Origin of the sequence: Streptomyces sp. NPDC012510 (assembly GCF_042955065.1) — a bacterium.
Lineage (GTDB): Bacteria > Actinomycetota > Actinomycetes > Streptomycetales > Streptomycetaceae > Streptomyces.
Map to the genome: position 1 here is coordinate 1 of NZ_JBIBEN010000014.1, position 26,309 is coordinate 26,309.

At 70.1% G+C, this 26,309-nt stretch carries 27 protein-coding genes and 2 pseudogenes; 12 read left to right on the forward strand and 17 right to left on the reverse strand.

Annotated elements, in window-relative coordinates; genetic code table 11:
- Positions 1–337: 337 nt before the first annotated feature.
- Positions 338–667, reverse strand: a pseudogene (locus ACFY9I_RS25025) (DNA-3-methyladenine glycosylase); the annotation flags it as partial.
- A gap of 26 nt (positions 668–693) precedes the next feature.
- Here ACFY9I_RS25025 and ACFY9I_RS25030 point away from each other — a divergent pair.
- Positions 694–1,248, forward strand: a complete 555-nt coding sequence (locus tag ACFY9I_RS25030; RefSeq protein WP_391005204.1) for a Scr1 family TA system antitoxin-like transcriptional regulator — start codon at positions 694–696, stop codon at positions 1,246–1,248.
- Between the two features lie 88 nt (positions 1,249–1,336).
- A complete protein-coding gene (locus ACFY9I_RS25035; RefSeq protein ID WP_391005206.1) occupies positions 1,337–1,540 on the forward strand; it encodes a hypothetical protein in 204 nt (67 codons plus the stop codon).
- Between the two features lie 542 nt (positions 1,541–2,082).
- Here the strand turns inward: ACFY9I_RS25035 and ACFY9I_RS25040 are convergent.
- Both ACFY9I_RS25040 and ACFY9I_RS25045 read right to left on the reverse strand, forming a co-directional pair.
- Positions 2,083–2,694 (reverse strand): DNA-3-methyladenine glycosylase, encoded by a 612-nt coding sequence (locus ACFY9I_RS25040; RefSeq protein ID WP_391005604.1) that lies wholly within the window; start codon positions 2,692–2,694, stop codon positions 2,083–2,085.
- 12 nt (positions 2,695–2,706) lie between these two features.
- A pseudogene (locus tag ACFY9I_RS25045) lies at positions 2,707–2,966 on the reverse strand (DNA-3-methyladenine glycosylase); the annotation flags it as partial.
- Positions 2,967–3,176: 210 nt separating this feature from the next.
- Between ACFY9I_RS25045 and ACFY9I_RS25050 the strand changes: the two are divergent.
- The 3 genes from ACFY9I_RS25050 (at position 3,177) to ACFY9I_RS25060 (ending at position 5,211) form a co-directional block, all read left to right on the forward strand.
- Entirely contained in the window at positions 3,177–3,959 is a 783-nt protein-coding gene (locus ACFY9I_RS25050) for a sporulation protein (protein ID WP_391005208.1), read from the forward strand.
- Positions 3,960–4,011: 52 nt separating this feature from the next.
- Positions 4,012–4,551 (forward strand): YbhB/YbcL family Raf kinase inhibitor-like protein, encoded by a 540-nt coding sequence (locus ACFY9I_RS25055; protein ID WP_391005210.1) that lies wholly within the window; start codon positions 4,012–4,014, stop codon positions 4,549–4,551.
- 153 nt (positions 4,552–4,704) lie between these two features.
- Complete coding sequence (locus tag ACFY9I_RS25060; RefSeq protein WP_391005212.1) at positions 4,705–5,211, forward strand: HNH endonuclease; 507 nt, start codon at positions 4,705–4,707, stop codon at positions 5,209–5,211.
- 120 nt (positions 5,212–5,331) lie between these two features.
- Here ACFY9I_RS25060 and ACFY9I_RS25065 read toward each other — a convergent pair whose 3' ends face one another.
- The 3 genes from ACFY9I_RS25065 to ACFY9I_RS25075 form a co-directional block, all read right to left on the reverse strand.
- Positions 5,332–6,279, reverse strand: coding sequence for an SPFH domain-containing protein (locus ACFY9I_RS25065; RefSeq protein WP_391005214.1), 948 nt, complete (start codon positions 6,277–6,279; stop codon positions 5,332–5,334).
- A 158-nt stretch (positions 6,280–6,437) separates the two neighbouring features.
- Positions 6,438–6,869, reverse strand: a complete 432-nt coding sequence (locus ACFY9I_RS25070; RefSeq protein ID WP_391005216.1) for an NfeD family protein — start codon at positions 6,867–6,869, stop codon at positions 6,438–6,440.
- A gap of 154 nt (positions 6,870–7,023) precedes the next feature.
- Complete coding sequence (locus ACFY9I_RS25075) at positions 7,024–7,815, reverse strand: ATP-binding cassette domain-containing protein (protein WP_391005218.1); 792 nt, start codon at positions 7,813–7,815, stop codon at positions 7,024–7,026.
- Positions 7,816–7,965: 150 nt separating this feature from the next.
- On the opposite strand from ACFY9I_RS25075, the gene ACFY9I_RS25080 reads away from it, so the two are divergent.
- A complete protein-coding gene (locus ACFY9I_RS25080) occupies positions 7,966–8,745 on the forward strand; it encodes a hypothetical protein (RefSeq protein WP_391005220.1) in 780 nt (259 codons plus the stop codon).
- Positions 8,746–9,069: 324 nt separating this feature from the next.
- On the opposite strand, the gene chpE is transcribed toward ACFY9I_RS25080, so the two are convergent.
- From chpE to ACFY9I_RS25095, 3 genes are all read right to left on the reverse strand, one after another.
- Entirely contained in the window at positions 9,070–9,318 is a 249-nt protein-coding gene (chpE, locus tag ACFY9I_RS25085; RefSeq protein ID WP_391005222.1) for a chaplin ChpE, read from the reverse strand.
- Between the two features lie 158 nt (positions 9,319–9,476).
- Positions 9,477–10,118 carry a response regulator gene (locus ACFY9I_RS25090; RefSeq protein WP_391005224.1) on the reverse strand — a complete coding sequence of 214 codons (642 nt, stop codon included), beginning with the start codon at positions 10,116–10,118 and terminating at the stop codon, positions 9,477–9,479.
- Positions 10,111–11,256 carry a GAF domain-containing protein gene (locus ACFY9I_RS25095; RefSeq protein ID WP_391005226.1) on the reverse strand — a complete coding sequence of 382 codons (1,146 nt, stop codon included), beginning with the start codon at positions 11,254–11,256 and terminating at the stop codon, positions 10,111–10,113. The genes ACFY9I_RS25090 and ACFY9I_RS25095 overlap by 8 nt, the downstream gene beginning before the upstream one ends.
- 232 nt (positions 11,257–11,488) lie before the next feature.
- Here ACFY9I_RS25095 and ACFY9I_RS25100 point away from each other — a divergent pair, with 232 nt between their 5' ends.
- From ACFY9I_RS25100 to ACFY9I_RS25110, 3 genes are all read left to right on the forward strand, one after another.
- A complete protein-coding gene (locus ACFY9I_RS25100; RefSeq protein WP_391005228.1) occupies positions 11,489–12,184 on the forward strand; it encodes an SDR family NAD(P)-dependent oxidoreductase in 696 nt (231 codons plus the stop codon).
- Positions 12,181–13,266 (forward strand): S-adenosylmethionine:tRNA ribosyltransferase-isomerase, encoded by a 1,086-nt coding sequence (locus tag ACFY9I_RS25105; RefSeq protein ID WP_391005230.1) that lies wholly within the window; start codon positions 12,181–12,183, stop codon positions 13,264–13,266. Before ACFY9I_RS25100 ends, ACFY9I_RS25105 begins: the two co-directional genes overlap by 4 nt.
- Positions 13,267–13,562: 296 nt before the next feature.
- Entirely contained in the window at positions 13,563–14,231 is a 669-nt protein-coding gene (locus tag ACFY9I_RS25110) for a transglycosylase SLT domain-containing protein (RefSeq protein ID WP_391005232.1), read from the forward strand.
- Between the two features lie 76 nt (positions 14,232–14,307).
- Here ACFY9I_RS25110 and ACFY9I_RS25115 read toward each other — a convergent pair whose 3' ends face one another.
- A complete protein-coding gene (locus tag ACFY9I_RS25115) occupies positions 14,308–16,833 on the reverse strand; it encodes an FHA domain-containing protein (RefSeq protein WP_391005234.1) in 2,526 nt (841 codons plus the stop codon).
- Between the two features lie 240 nt (positions 16,834–17,073).
- Between ACFY9I_RS25115 and ACFY9I_RS25120 the strand changes: the two genes are divergently transcribed.
- Together ACFY9I_RS25120 and serB are read left to right on the forward strand one after the other, a co-directional pair.
- Positions 17,074–19,047 carry a streptophobe family protein gene (locus ACFY9I_RS25120; protein WP_391005236.1) on the forward strand — a complete coding sequence of 658 codons (1,974 nt, stop codon included), beginning with the start codon at positions 17,074–17,076 and terminating at the stop codon, positions 19,045–19,047.
- 216 nt (positions 19,048–19,263) lie between these two features.
- The gene (gene serB / locus ACFY9I_RS25125; protein WP_391005238.1) at positions 19,264–20,472 is read left to right on the forward strand and encodes a phosphoserine phosphatase SerB; all 1,209 of its coding nucleotides are present in this window, start codon (positions 19,264–19,266) and stop codon (positions 20,470–20,472) included.
- Between the two features lie 305 nt (positions 20,473–20,777).
- Here serB and ACFY9I_RS25130 read toward each other — a convergent pair whose 3' ends face one another.
- The 4 genes from ACFY9I_RS25130 to ACFY9I_RS25145 all read right to left on the reverse strand — a co-directional run bounded on the left by ACFY9I_RS25130 (position 20,778) and on the right by ACFY9I_RS25145 (position 23,343).
- Positions 20,778–21,296, reverse strand: coding sequence for a histidine phosphatase family protein (locus ACFY9I_RS25130; protein ID WP_391005240.1), 519 nt, complete (start codon positions 21,294–21,296; stop codon positions 20,778–20,780).
- 97 nt (positions 21,297–21,393) lie between these two features.
- Complete coding sequence (locus tag ACFY9I_RS25135; RefSeq protein WP_391005242.1) at positions 21,394–21,609, reverse strand: hypothetical protein; 216 nt, start codon at positions 21,607–21,609, stop codon at positions 21,394–21,396.
- A gap of 200 nt (positions 21,610–21,809) precedes the next feature.
- On the reverse strand, positions 21,810–21,926 hold the full coding sequence (locus ACFY9I_RS25140; protein WP_391005244.1) for an SGM_5486 family transporter-associated protein: 117 nt from the start codon (positions 21,924–21,926) through the stop codon (positions 21,810–21,812).
- Positions 21,927–21,999: 73 nt separating this feature from the next.
- On the reverse strand, positions 22,000–23,343 hold the full coding sequence (locus ACFY9I_RS25145) for a CynX/NimT family MFS transporter (protein WP_391005246.1): 1,344 nt from the start codon (positions 23,341–23,343) through the stop codon (positions 22,000–22,002).
- An 82-nt stretch (positions 23,344–23,425) separates the two neighbouring features.
- Between ACFY9I_RS25145 and ACFY9I_RS25150 the strand changes: the two genes are divergently transcribed.
- The gene (locus ACFY9I_RS25150; RefSeq protein ID WP_391005248.1) at positions 23,426–24,121 is read left to right on the forward strand and encodes an FCD domain-containing protein; all 696 of its coding nucleotides are present in this window, start codon (positions 23,426–23,428) and stop codon (positions 24,119–24,121) included.
- Here ACFY9I_RS25150 and ACFY9I_RS25155 read toward each other — a convergent pair.
- The 3 genes from ACFY9I_RS25155 to fabG all read right to left on the reverse strand — a co-directional run bounded on the left by ACFY9I_RS25155 (position 24,096) and on the right by fabG (position 26,156).
- The gene (locus tag ACFY9I_RS25155; protein WP_391005250.1) at positions 24,096–24,494 is read right to left on the reverse strand and encodes a hypothetical protein; all 399 of its coding nucleotides are present in this window, start codon (positions 24,492–24,494) and stop codon (positions 24,096–24,098) included. The two genes, ACFY9I_RS25150 and ACFY9I_RS25155, sit on opposite strands and share 26 nt — an antisense overlap.
- Before the next feature lie 170 nt (positions 24,495–24,664).
- Positions 24,665–25,432 (reverse strand): enoyl-ACP reductase FabI, encoded by a 768-nt coding sequence (fabI, locus tag ACFY9I_RS25160; RefSeq protein WP_045560796.1) that lies wholly within the window; start codon positions 25,430–25,432, stop codon positions 24,665–24,667.
- Positions 25,433–25,436: 4 nt separating this feature from the next.
- Positions 25,437–26,156, reverse strand: a complete 720-nt coding sequence (gene fabG / locus ACFY9I_RS25165) for a 3-oxoacyl-[acyl-carrier-protein] reductase (protein WP_045560797.1) — start codon at positions 26,154–26,156, stop codon at positions 25,437–25,439.
- Positions 26,157–26,309 lie beyond the last annotated feature (153 nt).

Below are 26,309 nucleotides of genomic sequence, written 5' to 3' on the forward strand. Positions count from 1 at the left end.
TTGTACTCACCCGAGCTACTTCCTCGGGCTTTCCTCCGGGCGCTTCCCTTCGGTCTTGCGTTTCCGACTCTATCAGATCGTTTTCCGATCCGATTCCCTGTCGGCGGGATTTGCCTTGGGGCCTCGCGGTTTCCCTTGCGGCCTTTCGACATTCACTACGTTAGCCGATTCCCTCGGCAACTCATAATTGAGTGGTGCGGGCTGGAATTAGGGCATGCCTAATGCGCCCCCGCCGAGGGGATGTTGTAGGTAGTGGGTTGGCCGCTCTCGGCTGCTGGCTGATCGCCGTAACCGGTTCAAGCGGCTCGGGCTACGTTACGGATCGCCCAGGGGCGAGTCAAGTTGAGCGCCTGCGGGGGACGCGGGCCCGATAGGGGCTGACCGTCGGGTCGTTGGCGATCCAGAAGCGCCACGGGTGAACTCCGCCGTCCCCGGAGACGCCGGTGCGTGGACCGTTGAGTACCTGGTCAGGGCTGACGGGAGTGCCGGTGAGGACCGTCAGGGGCGAGGAGTCGGAGGCGCAGGCGTCCGTGCCGTCGAGTGCTCGGTCCACGTCCAGGGCCGTAGCCAAGCGCGCGGGCCCTTTGGCCAGTTCCTTGTCGTTTCGGGCTGAGATTCGACGTTTGCGGGCGAGGTCGGCGCCCACGGTGCTCTCGCCGGCACGCAACCGCTACGGGCAGGTTCCGGGTTCCGATGGAACCTGAGACCGGGAAGGGCGGGGCAGTCAGCGAGTCGTCTCGGTCAGGTGCCGGGCGTCAGCCCGGCCACAACCGAGGAGCCGAAGGAGCCGAAGGAGCCCAGTCTGAGTACGTACGGGCGAGCCTGGCCCACTCGACGGCCGACACGAGCAAGGCCGTCGCCGGGAAGCTGGGACGGCAAGCCGTCCTCTACGACGCCTCGAAGCGGTTCACGTTCGTTCTGACCGAGCAGGCGGTTCGCTGGCCGGTCGTCTCCCCACTGGCACTGGCCGAGCAGATGGACCGGCTGGCGTCCCTGTCCTACCTCCCGAACGTTCAGATCGGGGTGATCCCCGTAGGGACACCGACGCCCCGAATCCCTCTGAGTACGTTCACCATCTACGACGCCGCGTTGGTCACCATCGAGACGACGGCGGGAAGTCTCGTACTCCGCGACGGCCGAGATGTTCAGGCGTGCCTGAAGGAGTTCGCCGGGTACGAGGAACACGCCCTCTTCGGCGAAGACCTTCGAGCACGGCTCGCCGAGTGGTCCGCCGCTTGCCGTGCATGACTTCAGTCGACTACGCGACTGAAGCGCCATCCCGTGCGCACCCCGGGGGATCATCCTTCGGCAGGCGAACAGTCGGGAGGTCGTACGGATGAGCACACCCAAGACGACGATGGCAGGGCCGGTGAACCTGCCCCTTCCGGAGGGAGACCCGAACCCCGTCGCGGGCTGTCGGCAGTGCCTCGGCGTGGCCGTGACCCGAGCCAACGCCCGATCGGTCGGCGACTACTCGAAGGCGACGGCCGCGAACGTCGTGCTCCGCACGCACCTCCGGGAAGACCACGGGGCCGAGTGATGGTGCGTACGGTCCTGCGGTTCGTGACGCACCGGATCACGCAGCATCCGGACACGGACGTGACCTTTGAGGCGAAGTGCCTGCACTGCGAGTGGAAGCGGAGCCGTCGACGGACAGCACGGCGATCGACGTCGAGTGCATGAGCGGTCCAGCAGGGCCCCGGTGATACTCACCCCGGCCAGACACGCGGCACCGAAGGCCACGAACAGGGCGTTGACCATACTCGGGGAGAACCCGCTCACGTCTCCGAGGAACTTGACGATGTAGGTGTATCCCGCGAATGCCCCGGTGGCGGACAGGGTCCCGGCCGCCGGCACGATCCCGAACCGGCGGATGTCGGGACGGGTTCCGTAGGCGGCGGGCTCTTCTTCCGGACTCGAGGTCGGCAGCAGAACGGCGACCGTCACCAGAGAGAGGAGCCCCAGAGCCGCCAGCATGGCGATGGAACGCGCCACGCGCCACGCTCGCGAGCGATCACCCATCTTCTGGCCCAACTTTCCGCGCCGACTCACCGGCGAGCCGTGAGCAAGGCGCACAGCGGCTCAGGCTCCGGCGGACGGCTTGGCTCTCGGGCTCAGTCGGTACGCCGAGACTGTTGGATCACCGGCGAGGTAGAAGCGGTGCTGCCAGTCGTGGGCTCTACTCACGCCCACCCGAGGGCCAACCCGGATGAGCGCAGCGGGTACTGGCTCGCCCTCGGACAGGGCGACCGAGGCGCCCGTCAGCAGGTCTGTGCCGTTGTGCTCTGCCGTGACGCCCAGCGCCTGGCAGAAGTTCCCCGGACCCCGCGCAAGGCGTGGGCTCTCGACCTTCGCCCCTCGCCGCTTGCGTGCCAGGTCTTCCCCTTCGATGACCCTGCCTGCGCGGATGAGGACGGCCGAGGCGATGCCGTCTGTTCCAGTGACGATGTTGGCGCACCAATGGAGACCGTGAGACCGGTAGACGTACAAATGTCCTGCGGGCCCGAACATGACCGCGTTGCGGGGTGTCCTGCCCCGGTAGGCGTGGGAGGCTGGGTCGGCCGTACCGGAGTACGCCTCGGTCTCCGTGATGGTGATGCTCACGGTTCCCTCGGGGGTCTCGTGGGTGAGGATGGCACCGAGCAGCTCGGGGGCGACTTCTTCAGCAAGGCGGGCAAGGAAAGCAACGTTCATGCTGATCGCCTTGACATTCCGTAGGTGAAGTAGACGTACACATGGCCGGGGGGACCGAACATCACGCCGTTGCGGGCGGTGCGACCGCGATAGGCATGGGAGCCGGGGTCGTTCGCACCGTCGTAGGCCTCGACCTCCGTGAGGCGGAGTTCGATCGGACCGTCCGGAGTCGTGCGTACGAGGACGCGTCCCAGGAGGTCCGGTGCCACCTCCAGCACGGGGCGGTCGAAGAACTCGCGGGCGAGGGGCGTACGGTCAGGGCTCGCGATCATGGCGTACGAGCGTAGTCCAGACGGGTGCGTGTCGGCGGGTGGCGAGGGAGCGCCCTCCTTGCAAGGGTTTGGAGGAGGGAGGGGGCGGAACCGGTCGCCGTCGGTTTGCGTTTGTAGGGATCAAGGATCCACGCCACACAGAGCGATCCACACCACACAGAACACGGAACCACTCAGATACACAGGCATTGCCTGACGGGAGGAACAGACATGGGGTTCAAGCGGCTGCTCGCGAGCTTGGGAGCCGGTGGCGCTTCGGTGGAGACGGTGCTGACCGAGGTCAATGTCGTGCCGGGTGGTGTCGTCCAGGGTGAGGTGCGGATCCAGGGCGGCTCCGTGGACCAGCAGATCGAGGCGCTGTCCGTCGGACTGCAGGCCAAGGTGGAGGTCGAGGGCAACGACCAGGAGTACAAGCAGGACATCGAGTTCACCAAGCAGCGGCTCGGGGGTGCCTTCGAGCTGAAGGCCGAGGCCGTGCATGTGGTGCCGTTCGGGCTGGAGATCCCGTGGGAGACGCCGGTCACCACGATCCAGGGGCAGACGCTGCCGGGCATGAACATCGGTGTGACCACCGAGCTGGAGATCGCCCGTGCGGTCGACTCCGGTGACCTGGACCCGATCAACGTGCACCCGCTGCCGGCGCAGCAGGCCATCCTGGACGCCTTCATCCAACTGGGCTTCCGCTTCAAGAACGCCGACCTGGAGCGCGGTCACATCCGGGGGACGCGGCAGAAGCTGCCGTTCTACCAGGAGATCGAGTTCTACCCGCCGCAGCAGTACCACGGCCTGAACCAGGTGGAGCTGAGCTTCGTCGCCGACGAGCGGGAGATGGACGTCGTCCTGGAGATGGACAAGAAGCCGGGTCTGTTCACCGAGGGCAGCGACTCGTTCCGCGCGTTCAAGGTGGGGCTGCACGACTACCAGGGCACGGACTGGGCCGCGTACCTGAACCAGTGGCTGTCGGAGGTCGGCAGCAAGCGGAGCTGGTTCTAGGCTCGATGCAACTGGAACCACACCTACCCCGGATCCACCAGGAGGTACCGAGGTGACCGAGTCGAAGAGGCCGCCGCTCCCCCACGATTTCCACCCGGTCGTGCCGTCCTTCACGGTCGCGAGCGAGGACGTCGAGGCCGGTGCGACGCTCAAGGACGCTCAGGTGCACGCGGAGGGGAACACCTCGCCGCAGCTGCGCTGGGAGGGCTTCCCGCCGGAGACGAAGAGTTTCGCCGTCACGTGCTACGACCCCGACGCCCCCACAGGCAGCGGGTTCTGGCACTGGGTCGTGTTCGACATCCCGGCGTCGGTGACGGAGCTGCCGACGGGCGCGGGCTCGGGGAAGTTCGAGGGGCTGCCCGAGGGCGCCGTCCAGGCGCGCAACGACTACGGGACGAAGGATTTCGGCGGGGCGGCGCCGCCGCCCGGGGATCCGGCGCACCGGTATGTGTTCACGGTCTACGCCGTGGACCAGGAGAAGCTCGGCCCGGATTCGGACGCTTCTCCCGCCGTGGTCGGATTCAACCTGCGGTTCCACACCCTGGCACGTGCTCAACTCATCGGCGAGTACGCCGCTGTGGCGGAAGAGTAACGAAGCCGGACGTTCATTGAACGTTTGCCCGCCTCTGGTCTTGGAAGTGATCAGAGGCGGGCATTTTTTATTGCGTTGTCCATCTCGGCATGCCCGGCCACAGTTGATCCAAGCCTGCCGGGGAGCGGGCTGGTGCACAGGAGGTGGGCTGGAATGCGGGACACGCTGGTACTGAACGCGAGCTTCGAGCCGCTGTCGACGGTGACGCTCAACCGAGCCGTCGTTCTGGTGTTGCAGGACAAGGCCGTCGTCGAGCAGACCCACCCCGAACTGCGCATGCGCGGAGCCGCGGTCGACATACCGGCGCCCCGGGTGATCAGGCTCTGCAGGTACGTGAGGGTGCCGTTCCGAAGACAAGCGCCGTGGTCGAGGCGGGGGGTCCTGGTACGGGACCGGCACAGGTGCGCGTACTGCGGCAGGCGGGCGACGACCGTCGACCATGTGGTGCCGCGCTCGCGGGGTGGTGGCGACACCTGGCTGAACACGGTGGCTTCCTGTGCCGAGGACAACCACCGCAAGGCGGACCGGACTCCGGAGCAGGCGGGTATGCCGCTGCTGCGGCAGCCGTTCGAGCCGACGCCGGCGGATGCGATGCTGCTGTCTCTGGGGCACGACGACTTCGACGCGCTGCCGGCCTGGCTGTCGCAGAGTGCCGCGTAACGCCGTTCGGGTTGCTGTGGTGCGCGGACTGCGGGTCCCTTGTGGCTGATCGCGCAGTCACCACGCCCTGAAGATGTCTGGGCCCGCCCTTCTTTCGAAGGCGGGCCCAAAGTCGTGCTCTCAGTCGATGGCCGGCTTCTCGCGGCGCTCGCTGTTGCCGTCGGCCGGCTTGGGGATGGTGGGGCCGCCGCCCAGGCCGCCGAAGTTGCCCATGGCGCCGGAGAGGCCCTTGAGTGCGTCACCGATCTCGCTGGGGACGATCCAGAGCTTGTTGGCGTCGCCTTCGGCGATCTTCGGGAGCATCTGGAGGTACTGGTAGGAGAGGAGCTTCTGGTCCGGGTCGCCCGCGTGGATCGCCTCGAAGACCGTGCGGACGGCCTGGGCCTCGCCCTCGGCGCGCAGGGCGGCGGCCTTGGCCTCACCCTCGGCGCGCAGGATCTGGGACTGCTTCTCACCTTCGGCGGTGAGGATGGCCGCCTGGCGCGTACCTTCGGCGGTGAGGATCGCGGCGCGCTTGTCACGGTCGGCGCGCATCTGCTTCTCCATCGAGTCCTGGATGGAGGTCGGCGGCTCGATCGCCTTCAGCTCGACGCGGTTGACGCGGATGCCCCACTTGCCGGTGGCCTCGTCGAGGACGCCGCGCAGGGCTGCGTTGATCTCCTCGCGGGAGGTCAGGGTCCGCTCCAGGTCCATGCCACCGATGATGTTGCGCAGCGTGGTGACAGTGAGCTGCTCGATCGCCTGGATGTAGCTGGCGACCTCGTAGGTGGCGGCCCGGGCGTCGGTCACCTGGTAGTAGATGACGGTGTCGATGTTCACGACCAGGTTGTCCTGGGTGATCACCGGCTGGGGCGGGAACGGCACGACCTGTTCACGGAGGTCGATGCGGTTGCGGATGGAGTCGATGAACGGGACCACGATGTTGAGGCCCGCGTTGAGTGTGCGCGTGTAGCGGCCGAACCGCTCGACGATGGCCGCGCTGGCCTGTGGGATCACCTGGATGGTCTTGATCAGGGCGATGAAGACCAACACCACCAGAATGATCAGGACGATGATGATCGGTTCCATCGTTGCTCCCCGTGCCCTTCTCCGCCGTGGCGCTTCCTGAAGATCTTATGCCTGTTCGGACTGTTGAAGATCTTGCTGGTCGAGTCTGGCAGAACCGCGTCTGCCTGGTGGGTCGTTCAGGTCATTGCGTCATCGCCTCGTGACCACATCGTGCGAGGTCACATGACGATCGCCGTGGCTCCCTCGATCTCCACGACGTCCACTTCCTGACCCACCTCGAAGGCCTGGCCGGTGTCGAGCGCGCGGGCGGACCAGACTTCGCCGCCCAGCTTGATGCGGCCGCCCGTGCCGTCGACCCGTTCCAGGACGACGGCGTGTTTGCCCTTCAAGGCGTCGACACCGGTGGCGAGTTGGGGCCGCGAGGATCTGTGCCGGGCCGCGATGGGCCGTACGACGGCGAGGAGCGCGACGGAGACGACCGCGAAGACGACGACCTGGAGTACGACACCACCGCCCAGCCCCGCGGTCACAGCACCGGCGACGGCGCCCAGAGCGAGCATTCCCAGTTCGGGCATCGCGGTCACGACGAGGGCGATCCCGAGCCCGGCCGCGCCGATCAGCCACCACACCCATGCGTCGATGCTGTCCACAACGGCCATGGTAGAACCGCGATCGTGCCGCCGAACAGAGCGCACGGTCAAAGATCGCGTGCGGAGGGATGCCAAGTCGGGTGCTCCTGAGCCCGGTTGTGGACCGTGAGCACCCGACAGGCGGAAGATCGGGAGAAGTCGAAGAAGTCGAAGGTCAGGTGAGCGGCAGGCCGCGGGCGGTCCAGCGGTCGTCGACCTGCTCCACGACGAGCGGGAGGCCGAAGCAGTGCGAGAGGTTGCGGGAGGTGAGCTCCAGCTCCAGCGGGCCCGCGGCGAGGACCTTGCCCTGACGGATCATCAGGACGTGGGTGAAGCCCGGGGGGATCTCTTCGACGTGGTGCGTGACCATGATCATGGAGGGGGCGATCGGGTCGCGGGCGAGGCGGCCGAGACGGCGTACGAGGTCCTCACGCCCGCCGAGGTCGAGGCCGGCGGCGGGCTCGTCGAGAAGCAGCAGCTCGGGGTCGGCCATCAGGGCACGGGCGATGAGGGTGCGCTTGCGCTCGCCCTCGGAGAGGGTGCCGAACTTGCGGTCGACGTACTCGGTCATGCCGAGGCGGTCGAGGAAGGCGCGGGCGCGCAGCTCGTCGATCTCCTCGTAGTCCTCGTTCCAGGTGGCCGTCATGCCGTACGCGGCGGTCAGCACGGTCTGCAGGACGGTCTGGCGCCTGGGGAGCTTCTCCGCCATGGCGATGCCTGCCATGCCGATGCGGGGGCGGAGCTCGAAGACGTCGACCTTGCCGAGGGTGTCGCCGAGGATGGTCGCGGTGCCCTTGCTGGGGTAGAGGTAGCTGGACGCGATGTTGAGGAGGGTGGTCTTGCCGGCGCCGTTCGGGCCGAGGATGGCCCAGCGCTCGCCCTCCTTGACCGACCAGGAGACCTGGTCCACCAGAGCCCGGCCCTCGCGGACCACGGATACGTCCTCCAGCTCCAGAACATCGCTCATGAGCGCGCTGTCTCCCCTTGCAGTGTCGGCCTGTCTCGGCTGTCGGGTACGCCTGTGGTTGGAGCCACCGCCGGGTGGGCGCAGCCCTCAGGGAAATCTACGCCACCGGTCGGTCGGTCCATTCCATCGGTCGGTCCTTAGGGTGGGGGCATGCTCTCCGAACCACGATCAGGGCGCCTCACCTCATGGGGTAATGCCCTTCTTGCCGGACTTGTCTCACCGGATGGCGCGGTGCTCGCGATCGTCGGGGAGGACGCGGTGCACCGGGTGGAGGGATTGCCCGGTGAGTCGGGGCCCGTCGGTCTGACGCTCGCGCTGGGACGGTTGCGGGCGCTCGGGATGAGCGGGCTGCGGGTGGCCCTGCCGGCGCCGGGGCATCCGCTGGGGCTGAGCGGGCCGCCGGAGTTCAACAAGCGGGCGCTGGAGGCGGAGGAGGCGGTCGTCTGCCACGGGGGTGCGCTGGGGCTGGTGCCGGAGGTGTACTCGGTGGGGCCCTCGGGTGATGAGCACGTGGAGGTCGTCTGGCACTGCCTGGAGGTGCGGGAGGCGCCGCCCGCCGATGTGCCGTCCCTCGGGGAGGCGGAGCGGGAGTTGGCGGAGGCGTTGCGGGAGGCGACCGCGGTGTTGTCACGGCTGGACGTGGCGGCGTCCGGGCCGGTGGCGGAGGCGGCGATCGACGCGTACCGGGCGCGGGCCGAGCGAGGGCGGGAGGTGTTGGCGCCCGGGTATCCGCCGCGTGCGGTACGGGTGCTGGAACTGGCGCAGCGGGTGGGGTTGCTGATCTCGGTGGCCTTCGAGAACGGTCAGGGCGGTGCCGTGAGCGCGTCGGAGATGGCCTCACGGACGGCTGCGCTGCGGCCGGTCGAGCGGGTGGCCCGGCGGGCGCAGGTGGCGGCGTACAACGCGTTCGTGGAGGAGCGGGAGCGTTAGCGGTCGGGCTATCAGCGCTGGGTGCGGTGAGCGCTGGGTGCGCGGTGAGCCCTGGGTGTGCGCTGGGCCCGGCGGGTCGGGCCGGACAGCGCTGAATGCGTGAGCCTCGCGAATGCGGTGAGCGCTGGGTGCGGTGAGCCCTGGGTGTGCGCTGGGCCCGGCGGTTCGGGCTGGGCGGGGGTGGGGGGCGCTCACCGGGGCTTGCCGTGTGCCGATGTGCCCACCCGTGCCGCCCCAGCGGCACGACTGCCCGCAGCTACGCCGGACCGGCCCTCCAGGGGCGCCTGGAGAGCCGGTGGTCGCTGGTGCTCCGGGGTGGGAGCGTCAGTGGTTGACGCCCAGGTTGCCGAAGGCCGGGTTCAGGATGCCGACCACGTTCACGCTGTTGCCGACCACGTTCACGGGGATGTCGACCGGGGCCTGGATGACATTGCCCGAGACGACGCCCGGCGAGCCGATGGCCTTGCCGTCGGCGTGCGCCCCGCCGTCGGTGGCGGAAGCCATACCGGCACCGGCGGCGACGAGGCCACCGGCCACCATCGTGACAGCGGCGGCCTTCTTCAGGTTCTTCACTTTGAGCCCTTCCTCGCGATCACTGCGGCGGTCGCACGCAGCACGCACTGAAGAACGGCGAGGGGCCCCGCGAGGATGCGCCGTCCGGGGGACATACACCCGACGGTATGAATCTCAGACCGGAGCGGAACCTTCCCTATTCCCGGACGATCGATTCATCATCCGGTCACACCATGCCGTACCGCCCAGAGCGCCGCCTGGGTCCGGTCCGCCAGGTCGAGCTTCATGAGGATGTTGGAGACATGCGTCTTGACCGTCTTCTCGGACAGGACGAGGGCGCGCGCTATCTCGCGGTTGGAGCGGCCGTCGGCGATCAGGCCGAGCACCTCACGCTCCCGCTCGGTCAGTGAACCGCCTCTCCCCTGACTGGAGGTGGCCTCCTCCTGGGAGAGGAGCACACCGGCGACCTCCGGCTGGAGCAGGATGTGTCCGGCGTGCACGGAGCGGATGGCGGCGGCGAGCGCGTCGGGGTCCACGTCCTTGTAGACGTATCCTGCGGCGCCGGCGCGCAGGGCCGGGACGACCGTGCGCTGCTCGGTGAAGCTGGTGACGACGAGCACGCGCGCGGGGTTGTCGAGTTCGCGGAGCTTGCGCAGTGCGTCGACGCCGTCCATGCCCGGCATCCTGACGTCCATGAGGACGACCTCGGGCCGAAGCTCCTCGGCGCGGGCGACTCCTTCGGCACCGTCGGCGGCCTCTCCCACGACCTCGATGTCGTCCTGGATCTCCAGGAAGGTACGCAGACCGCGCCGGACCACCTGGTGGTCGTCTACGAGCAGCACCTTGATTGCGTCAGCCACCGGGGACCTCCATCTCGATCGTGGTGCCCTTTCCGGGCGCCGATTCCACCGTCAGCCGGCCACCGACCCCGCTCGCGCGGTCGCGCATGGAGACCAGGCCGAGGTGGCGTCCCGCGCGGCGTACGGCCCGGGGGTCGAAGCCGTCGCCGTCGTCCGTGACACGCAGGACGGCTCCGCCGCCGCGCCGGTCGAGGGTGACGTCGACGTGCTCGGCTCCCGAGTGCCGCAGGGCGTTGTGCAGCGCCTCCTGGGCGACGCGCAGCATGGCCTCCTCCTGGGCGGCGGGCAGTGCGCGGGCGCCACGGCCGGAGAAGGTGACGTGAGCGCCGTGGGCGCGGTCCAGGACCTGGACGTGGGTGCGCAGGGTGGCGACCAGGCCGTCCTCGTCGAGGCCCGCGGGGCGCAGCTCGACGACGGCGGCACGCAGCTCGTCGGCGGCCTCGGCGGCCAGGGCGGCGACCTGCTGTAGTTCGCCCTTGGCGCGCGAGGGGTCGCGGTCGACCAGGGCAGCGGCCGCCTGGGCGGTCAGGCGTAGTGAGAAGAGCTTCTGGCTGACGGCGTCGTGCAGTTCGTGGGCGAGCCGGGAGCGCTCCTCGGCGATGGTCAGCTCGCGGCTGCGTTCGTAGAGGCGGGCGTTGGTCAGGGCGATCGCGGCGTGCTGGGCGAGGATCGACAGGAGCTCCTCGTCCTCCTCGGTGAAGCCGCAGCCGCCCTCGGTCCTGGGGCACCGCTTGTTGGCGAGGAAGAGGGCGCCGATGACCTCGTCGCCGTCGCGGATGGGCAGGCCGAGGAAGTCGACGAGGTCGGGGTGGGCGCTGGGCCAGCCCTCGAAGCGGGGGTCCTCGCGGACGTCGGCCAGGCGCTCCGGGGTGGCCTCGTGGAGCATCGCGGCGAGGATGCCGTGCTGGCGCGGGAGGGGGCCGATGGCCTTCCACCGGGCGTCGCTGACGCCGTCGACGACGAACTGGGCGAAACCGCCGTGGTCGTCGGGGACGCCCAGCGCGGCGTACTCGGCGTCGAGCAGTTCACGCGCGGAGGCGACGATCGTCTTGAGGACGTCACGGACCTCCAGGTGCCTGCTCATGGCCAGCAGCGCGGAGCTGACCGCGGCGAGACCGGACCGTGGACCTTGACTCATGACCTCACCGTACCGGCGGGGTCCGACACCGCGGATCGGGCGGGCGGAGGCACTGCACGGTCCCTCGGACGTAGGCCCTGGGACTAGGACTCGTGCCCCCGTCCGGCGGCCTAGGGCGAAGGGCCCCGGCGCTATGCGGCCCGCGTACGAGGCGGCGGGGGCGGCTCCGTTCCTACGTTGAGGTCACCGCCGACCCGGTCGGGAGGCGGCCGAGGACGAGAGGACGGACGTCATGCCGGTAGCGATCATCACGGGGGCTTCGAAGGGGCTGGGCCGGGCGCTCGGTGGGGCGCTTGCCCGGCGCGGGTGGGATCTCGTACTCGACGCCAGAACCGCTGATGTCCTGGCGGAGGCGGCGAAGGAGCTGTCGGCGTACGGGACGCGGGTGGAGGCGCCGGCGGGGGATGTCACCGACGCCGGGCACAGGGCGGATTTGGTGGCGGCGGCGCGTGGGCTGGGCGGGGTCGACCTGCTGGTGAACAACGCGAGCGCGCTGGGCTCCGAGCCGCTCGTACGGCTGGAGGGGCTGGCGCTGGAGGGGCTGCGGCGGGCCCTGGAGGTCAATGTGGTCGCGGCGCTGGGGTTGGTCCAGGAGGCGCTGCCGCTGTTGCGGGCCTCCCGTGCGGGCGCGGTGATCGACGTCAGCTCGGACGCGGCGGCCGAGGCGTACGAGACCTGGGGCGGGTACGGGGCCTCGAAAGCGGCGCTGGACCATCTGTCGGCGGTGCTGGGTGCGGAGGAGCCGGGGCTTCGGGTGTGGGCCGTCGATCCCGGTGACATGGCGACGGACCTGTACGCGGCGGCCGCACCGGACGACGACGGTCCGCGGCCGGTGCCGGCCGAGGTGGTGCCCGCGTTCCTGCGGCTGCTCGACGAGCGGCCTGCCAGTGGTCGCTACAGGGCGACGGCCCTGCTGGAGGGGCGATGACCACGACGGCGGTGCGTGTTCCGGAGGGGCTGCACGCGCGTGTGCCGGCCGAACAGCGCGGGCCGGGGCTCGACCGGGACGGCGTACGGCTGCTGGTCTCGCGCGGTACCGAGGTCGCGCACCACGAGTTCACGGAGCTGCCGGGGCTGCTGAGGGCGGGCGATCTGTTGGTCGTCAACACCTCGCCGACGCTGGCGGCGGCCGTGGACGGGGTGATCGGGCACGCGCGCGTGGTGGTGCATTTCTCCACGCGGGGCGATGACGGGCGGTGGGCCGTGGAGCTGCGGGATCCGGACGGGCGCGGCACCACGCGCGCGCGTGCGGGCGGTCCGGCGGGAACGTTGGTGTGGCTTCCCGGGGGCGGGCGGCTGGTCCTGGAGGAACCGCTGAGCGAGCGGGGCGAGCGGTTGTGGTGGGCCCGGGTGTCGGGTGCGGATGTCGTCGGGGTGCTCCGGGAGCACGGGCGGCCCATCCGTTACGCGTACACGGAGCGGGACCAGCCGCTGTCCGTGTACCAGACGGTGTTCGCGTTGCCGTCGCAGAGCGGGGCGGGGAGCGCGGAGATGCCGAGTGCGGGGCGCCCGTTCACGACTCGACTGGTGACGGAGTTGGTGAGCCGGGGGGTGCGGTTCGCGCCGATCGTGTTGCACACCGGGGTCGCTTCGGCCGAGGCGCACGAGCCCCCGTATCCGGAGCGGTACGCGGTGCCGGAGACCTCGGCGCGGATGATCAACGCGGCCCGGGCGGATGCCGGGCGGGTCGTCGCGGTGGGGACGACGGCGGTGCGGGCGGTGGAGTCGGCCACCGGGCCCGACGGTGTCGTCCGGGGGCGGGAGGGCTGGACGGATCTGGTGGTGACACCGGAGCACGGGGTGCGGGTGGTCGACGGGCTGCTGACCGGGCTGCACGAGCCGGAGGCCTCGCATCTGCTGATGCTGGAGGCGATCGCGGGGCGGGCGGCGGTCGACCGGGCGTACGAGGCGGCGGTCGGCGGGCACTACTTGTGGCACGAGTTCGGGGATGTGCATCTGATACTGCCGGAAGAGGCTCACATAGTGCATTGCTCCAGCAACTGCCAGTGAAAGCCGGGTGACCTCGATGTGAGCCCGCGCATAGGGTGCGCATCACGTACGACCTTCTTTAGGAGTTGAATGTAGGGGTTTGAGCGGGGCAGACGCGCCACTCTGTCCCGTTTTGCCCGTTCCGCGCCAACTATGAAGCTTCGTACGTCACACCTTTGCCACGCAATTTTGCGGCCGCTAAGAATGGTTGTCGTCGCTCGACGCCGCGGATTCCCCCGCGGCGTTTGCGCTGGAAGAGCAGTGTCCTGAACCGGCCCGAGAGCGACCTCCGCGCTATTCGAAGAGGTCAATCACGCATGCCCATGAACGCCAACACCCTCGTCCGCCGTATCGCCCTGACCAAGACCCACAAGCTGTCGTTCGCCGGAGTGGCCGCCGTAGGCGCCGCCTCGCTCGCGTTCTCGCTGGTGCCGGCCGAGGCTCAGACCTCCGCGAAGACGGTGTCCGCGGCTCCGGTGGCGTTCAGCCAGAACCAGGCCACGGCGGTCAAGGCGAGCGTCGTCGACCAGGCGGCCGACGCGGACAAGAAGGCGGCTCTGGAAGCGGCTAAGAAGAAGGCCGAGCAGGAGCGCGCGAAGAAGGAGGCCGCCAGCCGGTCCGCCAAGCGCGCCGCCCAGGTCAAGGCCGCTGCCGCGAAGTCGTACCCGAACAACCTCGACGGCTGGATCCGTGAGGCGCTCGACATCATGAAGAAGCACAAGATCCCGGGCACCTACCACGGCCTGCACAAGAACATCATGCGGGAGTCGTCCGGCAACCCGCGTGCCATCAACAACTGGGACATCAACGCCCAGAACGGCGTGCCCTCGATCGGTCTGCTCCAGGTCATCAAGCCGACCTTCGACGCCTACCACGTCGCGGGCACGGCCTGGAGCCAGTACGACCCGGTCGCCAACCTGACGGCCGCCGCGAACTACGCGGCCGACCGCTACGGCTCGATCGACAACGTCAACAGCGCGTACTGATGCCCGCGGGGCTCTGAGAACGCGGAAGGGCGGCACCCGGTGCGGGTGCCGCCCTTCGTACGTCCGTGCCCCCGGGCTACTTCCGCATGACCTCCGGCTCGTGGCGGCGCAGGAAGCGTGCCACGAGGATTCCGCAGACGACGCCGAGCAGGATCAGGGCGATCATGTCGAAGGCGTAGACGCCGGCCGTGTGGTCCCACAGCGGGTCGGTGTCGCCCTTTTCCTTGGGCGGGCTGATGTTGTTGAAGTCGAGCGTTGCGCCGGCGGCGGCGACCGCCCAGCGCGACGGCATCAGGTACGAGAACTCGTTGACGCCAAGGCTGCCGTGCAGGGCGAAGAGGCAGCCGGTGAAGACGACCTGGACGATCGCGAACATGACCAGCAGCGGCATCGTCTTCTCGGCGGTCTTCACCAGCGAGGAGATGACCAGGCCGAACATCATGGACGTGAAGCCGAGCCCCATGATCGGGACGGACAGTTCCAGCATGACGGCGACCTTGCCGTCGCCGAAGATCAGGGCGTCGTCCGGGATGGTCCGGCTGGAGAAGCCGATCGCGCCGACCATGGCGCCCTGGAACACGGTGACCGCGCCGAGGACGATCACCTTGGACATCAGGTACGCCGAGCGCGACAGGCCGGTCGCACGCTCCCGCTCGTAGATCACCCGTTCCTTGATCAGCTCACGGACGGAGTTGGCGGCACCCGCGAAGCACGCTCCGACCGCGAGGATCAGCAGCACCGTGGTGGCCGTGCCGTTCGGGATGGGCATGCCCGTCGCCGGGTTCAGCTGCCTGACCAGCAGGTCCTTGTCCGGGTCGATGAGCAGGCTGACCGCGCCGAGCACGGCGGGCAGGATCACCGTCAGCGCCAGGAAGCCCTTGTCGGAGGCGATGACGGAGACATAGCGCCGGACCAGGGTGCCCAGTTGCGAGAGCCAGCTCTGCGGCTTCGGCGGGCGCATCGACTGCGGCGGCGGCATGTGCACCGACTGCGGCGCGACGGCGTCGATGTCCGCGGCGTACATCTGGTAGTGCTGCGAGCCCTTCCAGCGGCCCGCCCAGTCGTAGTCGCGGTAGTTCTCGAAGGCGGAGAAGACATCGGCCCATGTCTCGTAGCCGAAGAAGTTCAGGGCCTCCTCGGGCGGACCGAAGTACGCCACCGAACCGCCCGGCGCCATCACGAGCAGCTTGTCGCAGATCGCCAGCTCGGCCACCGAGTGGGTGACCACCAGGACCGTACGGCCGTCGTCGGCGAGGCCGCGCAGCAACTGCATGACGTCGCGGTCCATGCCCGGGTCGAGGCCGGAGGTCGGCTCGTCCAGGAAGATCAGCGACGGCTTGGTCAGCAGCTCCAGGGCGACCGAGACCCGCTTGCGCTGGCCGCCGGAGAGGGAGGTGACCTTCTTGTCCTTGTGGATGTCGAGCTTGAGTTCGCGCAGCACCTCGTCGATGCGGGCCTCGCGCTCACCTGCCGTGGTGTCGGCGGGGAAGCGGAGCTTGGCCGCGTACTTGAGGGCCTTCTTGACGGTCAGCTCCTTGTGCAGGATGTCGTCCTGCGGGACCAGACCGATGCGCTGGCGCAGCTCGGCGAACTGCTTGTACAGGTTCCGGTTGTCGTAGAGGACGTCACCCTGGTTGGCGGGGCGGTAGCCCGTGAGCGCCTTCAGCAGGGTGGACTTGCCGGAGCCCGAGGGGCCGATGACCGCGATGAGCGACTTCTCCGGGACGCCGAAGGAGACGTCCTTCAGGATCTGCTTGCCGCCGTCGACGGTGACCGTCAGGTGGCGCGCGGAGAAGGAGACCTCACCGGTGTCGACGAACTCCTCGAGGCGGTCGCCGACGATGCGGAACGTCGAGTGACCGACGCCGACGATGTCGTTCGGGCCGAGGAGCGCCGTGCCGCCCTTGGCGATCGGCATACCGTTGACGAACGTGCCGTTGTGCGAGCCGAGGTCGCGGATCTCGAAGCGGCCGTCGGGCGTCGCGTGGAACTCGGCGTGGTTGCGCGAGACCTGGAGGTCGGAGACGACCAGGTCGTTCTCCAGCGCACGACCGATGCGCATGACGCGGCCGAGGGCCAGGTGGTGGAACGTGGTCGGGCTGCGGTCGCCGTAGACCGGCGGCGCCCCCGCGCCACCACCGGGATCCTTCTGCGCGTAGGCCTCGGCCGGGCCCTGCTGATGCGGGACCTGGGCCGCTTGCGGCTGCTGCCATCCCGCCTGCGGGGCCTGCTGCTGCGGGGCCTGCTGGGCGGCGTATCCGGCGCTCGCGCCCTGGGCGGCGTACGGCTGCTGCTGCGGCTGGGCCACGGCGGCGCCGGAGAGGTCGAGTCTCGGGCCGTCGGTCGCGTTGCCCAGGTGCACGGCCGAGCCGGGGCCGATCTCCAACTGGTGGATGCGCTGGCCCTGTACGAAGGTGCCGTTGGTGCTGCCGTGGTCCTCGATCACCCAACTACGGCCGCTGAAGCTGATCGTGGCGTGACGCCAGGACACCCTGGCGTCGTCGAACACGATGTCCCCCTGCGGATCACGTCCGAGGATATATGTCCTGGACGGATCAAGCGTCCAGGTTTGTCCGTTCAATTCCAGTACGAGTTCCGGCACTCCAGCCCCACTGAGTTGTCCCCCGAGTTACCCCCATCACAGGGAGTCTAGGGATGTCGAACATCGGAGGGAACTATTTCAGGCTCGGCCCCCTGACCGAAAGTCGGGCCTTGTGAAGAGTGCGTACGGGGGTTTCGCCGGGCCCCGTTGACGGGGCCGAAACCGGGCCGGAGAGTGGTAATCCCCCGCGAGGGGGACATCAGCGGTGCAACGCCGCGATGCGGATCGGGGGGTCCGACCATGAGCGACCGGACTGTGGGCCAGGGCGGGAGCGTGCCGTGGGGGGAGGTGCTGTTCTCCGCGATCGCCGCTGTGAGCTGGGCGTTGATCGGGATGGCGGGCACGGCGGCGCTCGGACTGCGTCTGCTGGAGGCCGACTCGGCGGGCGAACTGGGGCCCATGACGGCGGCGGTTGTGGCGCTCGGGGCGGGCGGGTCGGTGACACCGTCCGGCGATGTGTCCGTCTTTGGCCTGGAAGGGGCTCAGGCGACCACCGCCATCGAGATCACGCCACTGGGCGTCGGCCTGGTGGGAGCGCTGCTGCTGTCCTGGTTCTTCCTACGGTCCCTGCGGGGCGCGGGAGTCGTGGTGACGCCCGCCGAACTCCTCGTGCGTACGGGCGCGGTGCTGGTTCTGTTCGTGGCGATGATGGGCGGCCTGGCCCGGGCCGGAGACGCCGTCGTCACCCTCGACGGTGGTGAGCCGGGGATCGACGGACAACTGCCGGGCGGCGGCGACTTCGACGGCGTCGAGATCCCCGGGCTCGGCGACCTCAGGGACATCGGCGGCGGTCTGCTGCCGGACCGGCTCGGGGACCTGGCGGACGCGAACGCCCGGGTGGGCTTCACGGTCGACACCGTGCCGACCCTGCTCGGCGGCCTTCTCTGGTGCGCCGGAGTGCTGCTCGTCGCGCTGCTGGCCTCGCGCCGCACTCCCCTGCCGGCCGGCCTCGGCGCCGTGCACCGGGTCGTACGGCCCGCCGTCTCCGCGCTGGTCACCGTGGGCCTGACGGCGGTCCTGGCCGGGCTCGCGGCGGCGGCGTACGCCGCGATCGGCGATCCCCACCCCGGGCGGATCGCCGGCGCGGCCCTCCTGGGCGCCCCCAACGGCGTCTGGTTGGGCGTCCCCGTCGGCCTGTTCGTCCCCTGGGACGGCAAGGCCACCGGCGCACTGGCCGACCTCCTGCCCGACCCGCTCGACGAACTGCTCCGCATCGACGCGAACGAGCCCGTCACCCTCGGCCGTCTGGCCGAACTGGACGGCCGTGTCTGGCTGTTGGGCGTCGCGGCCGCGCTGACGATGGTGTACGCCGGGGTCCTGACCGCCGCCCGTACGCCGTTTGTACGGCACTCGACTGCCGTCGCCGCCGGGGGCTCGGCGGGTGCGGACGCACGGGGTGGAGGTGCGTGCGGCTTCGCCGCGCACTGCGCTCTTCGGCTCGGCGTCGCGACGGCGGTGGCACTGCCGCTGCTCGTCCTGCTGACCGAGGTGTCGGTGGACGCCTCGCTGGCCGTGTTCGGTATCGACGCGTTCGACGCGGGGATCGAGTTGCGCGGACAGGCGTCGACGGCCCTGGTGGTCGGTGCGCTGTGGGGTGCGGGTGCGGGGGCCGCCGGGGCGCTGCTGGCGTGCGCGACGGGGGCCGCCGGACGGCGGGCCTCGCCGTTGGCTCGGGGACAGGTGGGAGGTGGCGGGGCGGGGGCCACCGCTGCCGGGAGTCATGAGGTCCACGTGACCCGTGCGACGGCCTCCCCCTCGGGACCGTACACACCGGGTACGCCGTACCGCCCGCCGAACCCGGACACCAATCCGTATCTGCGGCTGCCGGACGGGTTGCGGGGGCCGCCGGGGGCGTCTGGGCGGGGCGGGGGCGGAAGGGGCACGGGAGAGTCGGGGGGTTCCGGCGCCTCCGGAGATTCCGGCGCCTCCGGAGATTCCGGCGCCTCCGGAGGTTCCGGCGGCCGAGGGGACCCGGGAGGCTCAGGGGCGCGGCAACCGCCGGATGTGTACGGGGCGCCGACGGTGGTGCGGAGGTTCACTCCGCCGCCCCGGCGACCGGGGGCAGGGACGGGGTCGGGAGCGGGGTCGGGGTCTCGCACGAGGTCGGGGTCGGGTGCCTGGCCACCGCCACCGCCGCCACCTCCTCCACCGCCGCCACCGGACGAGGGGCCACCGCCGCCGCCTCCACCCCCTCGGGGACCCCGAACGCGCTGATGTACCCGTGACAGGGGCCGAGGCACCCATGACGGGGGCTGAGGCCCCCATGACGGGGGCTGAGGCCCCCATGACGGAGGGCTATGGAGGAGGGGGCGCTCCGGGCTGTCGTACACGATCCGGTTGCGCTTCAGCGGCCGGTAACCGAGTGTTCTCCGTCCGCTGGGCGGACCTCAGGGGCAAAAGGCACGGGGCGCCGGATACGGTTGGCACATCATGAGCGCTTCGCAGACCTCCGCTAACATCCCCACTCTCCTCGTCAAGATCTTCGGCAAGGACCGGCCGGGGATCACCGCCGGGCTGTTCGAAACCCTCGCCGCGTACTCCGTGGACGTGGTCGACATCGAGCAGGTCGTCACCCGTGGCCGGATCGTGCTGTGCGCGCTCGTGACCGAGCCGCCCGCCGGGCAGGAGGGTGACCTGCGGGCGACCGTCCACAGTTGGGCGGAGTCCATGAAGATGCAGGCGGAGATCATCTCCGGCAAGGGCGACAACCGGCCCCGTGGTCTCGGCCGCTCGCACGTCACCGTGCTGGGCCACCCGCTGACCGCCGAGTCCACCGCCCGTATCGCCGCCCGGATCACCGCGACCGGCGGCAACATCGACCGAATCTTCCGGCTGGCCAAGTACCCGGTGACGGCCGTCGAGTTCGCGGTGTCCGGTACGGAGCCGGAGAAGCTGCGGACCGCACTGGTGACCGAGTCGGTGGCGCTGGGCGTGGACGTGGCCGTGGTCGCGGCGGGGCTGCACCGGCGGGCTCAGCGGCTGGTGGTCATGGACGTGGACTCCACGCTCATCCAGGACGAGGTGATCGAGCTCTTCGCGGCGCACGCCGGATGCGAGAAGGAGGTCGCCGAGGTCACGGAGGCCGCGATGCGCGGCGAACTGGACTTCGAGCAGTCGCTGCACGCGCGCGTGGCGCTGCTGGAGGGGCTCGACGCCTCGGTCGTGGAGAAGGTGCGCAGCGAGGTGCGGCTCACGCCCGGGGCGCGCACGCTGATCCGTACGCTGAAGCGGCTCGGCTTCCAGGTAGGTGTCGTCTCGGGTGGGTTCACCCAGGTCACGGACGACCTCAAGGAACGGCTGGGGCTCGACTTCGCGCAGGCCAACACGCTGGAGATCGTCGACGGGAAGCTCACCGGCAAGGTCGTCGGCGAGATCGTGGACCGGGCGGGCAAGGCGCGGCTGCTGCGCCGGTTCGCCGCCGAGGCAGGGGTGCCGCTGGCCCAGGCGGTGGCGATCGGCGACGGCGCCAACGACCTCGACATGCTCAACGCGGCCGGTCTGGGGGTCGCCTTCAACGCCAAGCCGGTCGTCCGCGAGGCCGCGCACACGGCGGTGAACTTCCCCTTCCTCGACACCGTCCTCTATCTCCTCGGGGTGACCCGGGAAGAGGTCGAGGCGGCGGACATGCACGACGAGTGACGAGTGTGCGGATGTAGTGGCGGGCGGGCGGCGATCGGCATGCGCCCTGTCTCCCACCCGCTCTCCGCGTTCGCGCTCCGTGTCCGCTCCGTGTTCGCTCTCCGTGTCCGCGTTCCGTGAGGGTGACGGGCAGCCGCATCGATGACGGGCAGCCCCCGGCGGCGGCCGGCGGACGGACAGCGCCACGCCTGCGGCGGGTGAGTGCCGCCGCTCGTACGCACGGCGAAGGCCCGGCACCGCGGGGGATCCGCGGGGGTGCCGGGCCTTCGCCGTCGGTCGGGGTGCCGGGGGCCGTGCCGTCGGGGTTACTCGGTCGGTGCCCAGTATTCGGCCAGAGTGCCCGTGCCGGGCTCCACGCCCTTCCAGGGTCCCTCGAAGGTGAGCACGGCGAAGGCGGCGGCCGGGAAGCCGTGGCGGGTCATGCGCTCGCGGGCGTCTCCGTCGGCACTGCCGGCGAGGATGTCGGCGAGGCCCTGGATTCCGGGGTTGTGGCCGATCAGGAGGACGTTCTGCGCGTCGTCCGGGGTTTCGTTGAGCAGGGCGATCAGCTCGCCGGGCGAGGCCTCGTAGATCCGCTCCTCGTACACCGTTTTCGGTCGCTCGGCCAGTTCGTGCACGGCCAGCTTCCAGGTCTCGCGGGTCCTGACAGCGGTGGAGCAGAGGGCAAGGTCGAAGGGGATGCCGGCATCGGCCAGCTTGCGTCCGGCGACGGCGGCGTCCATGCGGCCCCGGTCGGCGAGCGGCCGCTCGTGGTCGGAAACCTGTGGCCAGTCGGCCTTCGCATGCCGGAAGAGGACAATCCTGCGGGGTTCTGCGACGCTCATGCGTCCCAGCTTCGCACGAAACAGGCCATGGGGCGCAGGTAGTTGAAGTGCGGATACCCGACATCGGTACATGTACTGTCGGGCGTCGGGGGGCTCGTCACCGTGTGTGGCTCAGCAGTGCCTGCTGTATGCGCTCCAGGAGGTGGGCGATCGCGGGATCGCCGCCGGCCGCCTGGGCCTGGGCGGGGTTGAGGATCACCATCAGAAGAGCGGCGAAGCCGAGGGCGGGGAGGGTGAGCGCCCACCAGGGCAGGCGCATCTCGACGCCCGTCGTGGTCGCCGGGTGGGGCCGGGTGTGCGTACGGGCCGACATGCCGCCTCCGTGGTCTGCGAGTCCTGTGTGGCCCGTCCTCCGTGGGCCCTCGCGGGTCCCCTGCGGCCACACCTCGAAACTACGGAATCCCGGCGGCCCGGCCCATCCGGTGATCCACCCACTTCACCCTGAGACCCTCCCCCTAGGGGATGGGGGGCCAACCCCACCATCGTTCCGACGGCGTCTGGCGACGGGCCGGGTCACGGCGCGGCGATGGCCGCGATGATGCCGATGACGAGGAAGATCGCAAGGAACGAGCCGAAGACCAGGAGCATCTTCTTCTGGCCGTTCTGGGGGTTCGGGTCGAGCACTGGCATGGCCACAGTCTCGCACCCCTGCCGCCCGGTGCAGCCGCCGGGGTCCAGCGGCGCGGCCGGGGGTCCACACGGCTCAGCGGGCCGCCTCGTCCTCCACCACACGGTCGCGGCCCGCGAGGATGCCCGCGGCGATCTGCGGGAGCATCAGCGCGGCCATGAGGGCGAGCGGCAGGCCCCAGCCGTCACTGTGCTGGTAGAGGACGCCGACGAGGAGCGGGCCCGGGATCGAGATCAGATAGCCCGTGCTCTGCGCGAAGGCGGACAGCTTGACCACCCCCGCACCGGTCCTGGCCCGCATGCCGACCATGGTGAGCGCGAGCGGGAAGGAGCAGTTGGCGATGCCGATCAGGAGTGCCCAGGCCCAGGCGCCGGCCGCCGGGGCGAGATAGAGGCCGCCGTATCCCAGAAGGCCGCAGACCCCCAGCGCGACCACGATCGGCCCCTGGTGGGGCAGCCGGGTGGCGAGCCGCGGGATCACGAAGGCCAGGGGCACGCCCATCACCATCGTGACGGCCAGCAGCAGCCCCGACGTGTCGGCCGGTACCCCCGCGTCCCGGAAGATCTGCGCCATCCACCCCATCGTGATGTACGCGGCGGTCGCCTGGAGCCCGAAGAACACGGCGAGCGCCCAGGCGGTGCGGCTGCGCGTGATCCGTGGCGCGGGCCCTTCCTCGGGTACGGGGGTCGACGATTCCCCGTTCCGCTCGTTGGAGCGCCCGCCGCGGTCCCGTACGAACGGCAGCCACGGCGCCACGGCCGCCGCCGCGAGGACGGCCCAGACGGCGAGGCCCGTCCGCCAGTCGCCGCCGCCCAGAGCCCCGGTCATGGGCACGGTGACGGCCGCGGCGGACGAGGTGCCGATGGCGACGGCCATGGAGTAGAGGCCGGTCATGGAGCCGACCCGGTCGGGGAACCAGCGCTTGACGATGACCGGCATGAGCACGTTGCTGACGGCGATGCCCATCAGGGCGAGGGCGCTCGCGGCCAGGAATCCGGCCGTGCCGCCGACGTACGGGCGGATCAGCAGGCCGGTGGCTATGGCGGCCATGCCGGCGCAGACGACGGCGGCGGGCCCGAAGCGGCGGGCGAGCCGGGGTGCCATGACGCCGAAGACGGCGAAGCAGAGCGGCGGTACGGAGGTGAGGAGCCCGGTGACGGTGCCGCTCATACCGAGTCCCGCGCGGACCTCTTCGAGGAGGGCGCCGAGGCTGGTGATGGCGGGACGGAGGTTGAGGGCGGTCAGGACGATGCCCACGACCACCAGCCGCGTCGTCCACGCGCGCGTGGACGACGCCGAGGGTTCGGCCCGGTCCCGTTCGCGCGTGGCTCGTGCGAGGGTGCCACGTTCGGAGGTGCCACGTTCGGGGGTGCCTCGTTCAGGGGTGTTCTCTCGCGTCAGGGTTTCCTCGCTCGCCATGACTCCCATCATAGAATCATAGGATGATTGGGTGTCCATGGCCCGACCGCTGTCGGTCGGCCCGTCCGTGCGAAGGTGTGCCATGCCGCTGAGCCATCCCCGCCGATCGGCACTGTCCGAGCAGGTCATCGCCGCACTGCGGAACCAGATCACCTCGGGCGAGTGGCCGGTGGGCTCCCGCATCCCCACCGAGCCCGAGCTGGTCGAGCAGTTGGGGGTCGCCCGGAACACGGTCCGCGAGGCCGTCCGCGCGCTCGCGCACAACGGTCTGCTGGACATCCGTCAGGGCTCCGGCACCTACGTCGTCGCGACCAGCGAGCTCGCCGGCGTGATGCACCGCCGCTTCGCCGACGCCGACCCGACCCACATCGCCGAGCTGCGCTCAGCCCTGGAGTCGAGTGCCGCGACGCTCGCTGCCGAGCGGCGCACCGAGAAGGACCTCAAACAGCTCGACGCGCTGCTGTCGCGGCGCGAGAAGGCGTGGGCGTCCGGTGACAAGGAGGCGTTCGTGTCCGCCGACGCGACCTTCCACATGGCGGTCGTGGCCGCGTCCCACAACGACGTGGTGACGACGCTCTACGCGGACCTGGGCGAGGTACTGCGGGACTGGCTGCGCGGTGACGTGGGCGACGAGCTGACCCCGGAGACGTACCTGGACCACGCCCGGCTCGTGGACGCGATCCGCGCGGGCGACGCGGAGACCGCCGCGGCGGAGGCGGCCGGCTATCCGTTCCACTGCCGTCCCGGGCGGCTCAGTCCTCCGCCCGCTGGTGGCTGAACCACACCGAGAGCACTTCCTTCCAGCAGCGCCCGGTGAGCCGTACGGTCTGCGCGGGCCCCGCCTCGACCGGGGCGCCGTCACTGTCGATGTCCCACCAGCGCTCGCACTCGATGTGCAGCCGGACGCGGTCGACGGCCGGGTAGGGGTTGAAACAGTGCGCGATCACCTGGGAAGCGGTGACGGTGCTGTGGCAGGCCGCTCCGAAGGGCTCGGGCTTTCCGGCTGCCACGCGCGCGTGGTGTTCCGCGGTCCCCTCGTGCGCGAGGCGTTCTCCGCTCTCCCCACGCGCGTGCGGTGTTCCTTCGGACGGGAGGAGGAGTACGAGTGCCAGGGCGACGACCGCTGGGGCGAAGCTGCGGGACGGGCGCACAAGGGAGACCTCCTCGGCCGAGTGGCTGGGCGGTGTACGTCCAGCCTGCGCGGCACCCGGCCCCGGTGGCCCGCCGGATGAGCCGAACGAGTGACGACGGCGAACGGCCGGGGCCCGCGTCCGAGAAGGACGCGGGCCCCGGCCGTCGAGTCGGACCCTGGCGGCGGTGCTCACGCGCCGATCGCGTGCAGCCCGCCGTCGACGTGGATGATCTCGCCGGTGGTCTTGGGGAACCAGTCGCTGAGCAGCGCGACGACACCGCGGCCGGCCGGCTCGGGGTCCTTGAGGTCCCACTCCAGCGGCGAACGGTCGTCCCACACGGCGGCCAGCTCGCCGAAGCCCGGGATGGACTTGGCGGCCATGGACGCGAGGGGGCCGGCGGAGACGAGGTTGCAGCGGATGTTCTGCTTGCCCAGGTCGCGGGCGACGTAGCGGCTGGTGGCCTCCAGGGCGGCCTTGGCCGGGCCCATCCAGTCGTACTGCGGCCAGGCGAACTTCGCGTCGAAGGTGAGGCCGACGACCGAGCCGCCGTTCTGCATCAGCGGCAGGCAGGCCATGGTCAGCGACTTCAGGGAGTACGCCGAGACGTGCATCGCGGTGGCGACGGACTCGAACGGCGTGTTCAGGAAGTTGCCGCCGAGGGCGTCCTGCGGGGCGAAGCCGATGGAGTGGACGACGCCGTCGAGACCGCCGAGCTCCTCGCCGACGATGTCGGCCAGGCGTCCGAGGTGCTCGTCGTTGGTGACGTCGAGCTCGATGACCTTGGTGGGCTTGGGCAGCTTCTTGGCGATGCGCTCGGTCAGCGTGGGCCGGGGGAAGGCCGTGAGGATGATCTCGGCGCCCTGCTCCTGGGCCAGCTTGGCGGTGTGGAAGGCGATGGAGGACTCCATCAGCACACCGGTGATCAGGACGCGCTTGCCCTCGAGGATTCCGCTCATGTGATCAGTGACCCATTCCCAGTCCGCCGTCTACGGGGATGACGGCTCCAGTGATGTACGAGGCGTCGTCCGAGGTGAGGAACCGCACCGTCGCGGCGATCTCCTCGGGCTGCGCGTACCGGCCGAGCGGCACCTGCTTCACGATGCCCGCACGCTGCTCGTCGGTGAGCACCTTGGTCATGTCGGTGTCGACGAAACCGGGGGCGACGACGTTGAAGGTGATGTTGCGCGAGCCCAGCTCACGGGCGAGGGAGCGCGCGAAGCCGACCAGTGCGGCCTTGGACGCGGCGTAGTTGGCCTGCCCCGGGGAGCCGTAGAGGCCCACGACCGAGGAGATCAGGACGACACGGCCCTTCTTGGCGCGCAGCATGCCGCGGTTGGCCCGCTTGACGACCCGGAAGGTGCCGGTGAGGTTGGTGTCGATGACCGAGGTGAAGTCCTCCTCGGACATGCGCATGAGGAGCTGGTCCTTGGTGACGCCGGCGTTGGCGATCAGAACCTCGACCGGGCCGTGCTCCGCCTCGATCTCCTTGTAGGCCTGCTCCACCTGCTCGGGGTCGGTGATGTCGCACTTGACGGCGAGGCAGCCCAACTCCGTGAGGGCGGCCGGCGGCTCCCCCGAGCGGTATGTGATGGCGACCTTGTCGCCGGCGTCGGCGAACGCGCGGGCGATGGCGAGGCCGATGCCCCGGTTGCCTCCGGTGACGAGAACCGAGCGGCTCAACGGATCACCCTTTCCTTAGCGGTCTGAACACCTGCCGGAATGCCTGGACGGCGGGCGCCTTCCTCGAAAACCTATCGGTCCGGTCCGTCGTCCGGGCATTCGGGCAGCGACAGTGGCTTGCGGGACTCACTGTGGGGTCCCTACAGAAACCTC